This window comes from Pseudomonas sp. CG7, assembly GCF_023701885.1.
GTDB classification, from domain to species: domain Bacteria; phylum Pseudomonadota; class Gammaproteobacteria; order Pseudomonadales; family Pseudomonadaceae; genus Aquipseudomonas; species Aquipseudomonas zanjanensis.
On the sequence record NZ_JABAEE010000165.1, the window covers coordinates 1 to 2,875 of the forward strand.

1 protein-coding gene is annotated in these 2,875 nt (G+C 57.5%); it reads right to left on the reverse strand.

What is annotated here, in order from left to right:
- Positions 1-133: 133 nt before the first annotated feature.
- Positions 134-2,197, reverse strand: a complete 2,064-nt coding sequence (locus HGO40_RS30340; protein WP_250966043.1) for a calcium-binding protein — start codon at positions 2,195-2,197, stop codon at positions 134-136.
- Positions 2,198-2,875 lie beyond the last annotated feature (678 nt).

Below are 2,875 nucleotides of genomic sequence, written 5' to 3' on the forward strand. Positions count from 1 at the left end.
ATGTCTGCGGCGGTTAGCCTTGCCCGCTCACTGCGCGCCCTGTTGTGGCCCGACGGGAATTGGTGCCTATAAATGGCCTCAGCCCCCATCGCTGGCCAGCAACTGGCGGCAACGCGACCGTCTGGAGCCGACGTCAGGTCAATAAATGCCCTGGATCGGCCTCGGGCGCTACCCCGATCAGCCCTATCTCGGCGTCGGGAGCAAAGATCATGTCATCCTCATCAAGGCTTTCTCGCCAGTCCCCAGCAAGCCCGACCTGGAATCGGTGGCCTTGTGCATCCGCCTCCACATCCCTCAGGTAAGTGCGGTCCAGTTCGTTGTTATAAACCATCTCCAGCGTAGTACCCGTACCCTCTCCGAAGCCGGTATAGCCCAGGGCCGATACATCGATCTTGTCGTCAACGGTAAAGCCTTCGATAAGATCGGCAAAGCTATGGCTGTCCGTACGATAGCTGTCCTCGGTAGAGAGATAGCGGAACACGTCGGCGTTTTCACGGTTATCTGTCCACAACGAAATGTCGGTTCTATCTCCGCCGTTGAGACGGTCTGCGCCCGCGCCACCGATGATGACATCAGCGCCAGCACCGCCGTTGATACGGTCATTGCCATCCAGGCCATAGATGATTTCCGACAAGGCAGAACCGGTCATCGTGTCTTTACCAGACGTCCCTTCGACAGTGGGTGCGGTGAACACCACGTTAGAGCTGTCCAATTGCCCCGACAGGTTGCCGTCCAAGATCAGTTCAAACCGCTGTCCAGAGCCATCCGCGTCGTAGTTCTTGAGGTAGGTGCGAGTGCCGTCTGAGCTTGCCATGACAGCCAAGGTGCCGCCATGGCCGTCGCCAATGCCGGTGAAGCCCAGGCCAATCAGGTCGCTGCGGTCCTGAGAGGCGTCGAAGTCCATGACCCGGTCGCTGTTGTTTTGCGTGGTCGTGCGGAAACTGTCGTTCAGTTCGGTGAAGCGGAAAATGTCAGCGCCAGCGCCTCCCTGCAGAACGTCGCGTCCGCCGTTGCCTTGGAGCACATCATCACCCGCCAAGCCGTGGATGATTTCAGCGGCATCGCTCCCCTGCAGGATTTCTTCGCCGGCGTATCCGTCCACATGGAGTTTGCCATCCTGGCTGCCGAAGCCGGTATCCACACTGCCATCCGCGTTCAAACGGATGACGCTGAAATCTCCGTTGCTCGTGCCCGCGGCGAGGATCTTGCCATCGTCTTGTACCGTCAACGCCACAGGCGTGTCGGCCTCGAAGGTCACCCTACCCATGGAGCCAAAGCTGGCATCGAAGGAGCCATCAGCGTTAAGCCGTGCGAGAGTAGCCAAAGCCTCGCCTTCGCCATGACCCATCACGATAATCTTGCCGTCAGCCTGTACGGTGACCACGGAGTCTTCGCCAAAACCCATGGCAGCGTTCAAGGAGAGGACACCATCATCACCGAAGCGGGTATCCAGCTGACCGTCGGGGTTGAAGCGCTGTAGGGTGTACGTCGGATCACCCACGCCGGCGGCATTGTATGCAGCCCCGACCACAACACTTCCATCTGCCTGCACCGCAGTAGAAATCCCTCCGTTGTAGTAAGCGTCTTCGGGAATCTTGACAGTCAGCACGCCATTTTCGCCAAAGCCATCGACGAAAGTGCCGTCATTGCCGATCCTTGTCACTGTGGCCTGATCAAATCCACGGGCGCTGACCTGGAATGTGCCATCCGTATTCGCCGTCAGGTCGATGTCCTTGAAGTCGTGGCTGATGTCGACCGTAATAGCGCCATTTTGGCCAAAGCTGGCATCGCGCGTCCCGTCGCTGTTGAAGCGCTCCACCTGTACGCCGGTGTTCAACGCAACGGCGACAAGCACCTTGCCATCGGTCTGCACCGCCGTCAGCTCGTAGCGCGACGCCGGGGCTATCGCAGCAGGTACGATGTCGATGCCACCTTCATGGAAGCTGGTGTCGAGGCTACCATCGGCGTTTAGCCGGACAACGGAATGCTTCTGTTCGTAACCGTAGCTTTCCTCACCTGGCGCTCCGGGGTATCCCCATGCCAGGTACTCGGTATAGCCTCCAACCAATATCTTGCCGTCCGGTTGGATAATGATGCTCTGGTTATTATCGAACTGGCCGGTGAGGGCGACCTGGACAGTGCCCGGGCCAGTTATCACGGTATGGGTATTTGCCATCGTGCTATCGCTGGTTGCCATGGGTTAATCCTTTAACGGGTGTTGGATTCGTCACTCTAGTAGAGCAGTAAGGATTTGCACGCCGCCCCAGCGTTGGCATGAGCAGAGTTCGACCGGTGGTTTGTGGAAGCCGAAGGAAAGGGGCACTTCCGCTTTAACGTCTGAGTTGTATAAGACGGTGTTGGTGATGGTGGTGATGGTGGTGATGGTGTGTATATCCGTTATTCAGGTAACGGCTACTTATGGTTCCGCTCTTACAGCGGGTCACTTTTGAGAAGCGCAAAAGTAACCAAAACGCTTCTGCCCCACCACTCGGCACCTCGCCTAGGCTCGGTGTGCCCTCACTCCGGCATTGCTCCGTGGGCCGCCGCGAAGGGCCATCCATGGCCCAGCGCGGCTACCTCGGCATCCATGCCGAGGTGCCCACTGCGCAATACCTGCGTTCGGCCAGCGTGGTTTAACGGGGCATCCAGATCAAGATCAAGATCAAAAGCAAGAGCAAGAGCAAGAGCAAGAGCAAGAGCAAGAGCATGAGCAAGAGCAAGAGACACATGCCAGCACTATTTGTCTGAGCCTCCGCTATCGCGAGCAAGCTCGCTCCCACACTTAATCTTCAGCAGACTGAGCTGGTCTAATAGTCCCGGACACCTCAATAGGTGAAACTACACCTATTGAGGAATATTCCATGACCAAGAAGTA

Bases quoted from the DNA above. Each gene is read 5' to 3' on its own strand.
- HGO40_RS30340 (WP_250966043.1), bottom strand. From the start codon at position 2,197: ATGGCAACCAGCGATAGCACGATGGCAAATACCCATACCGTGATAACT.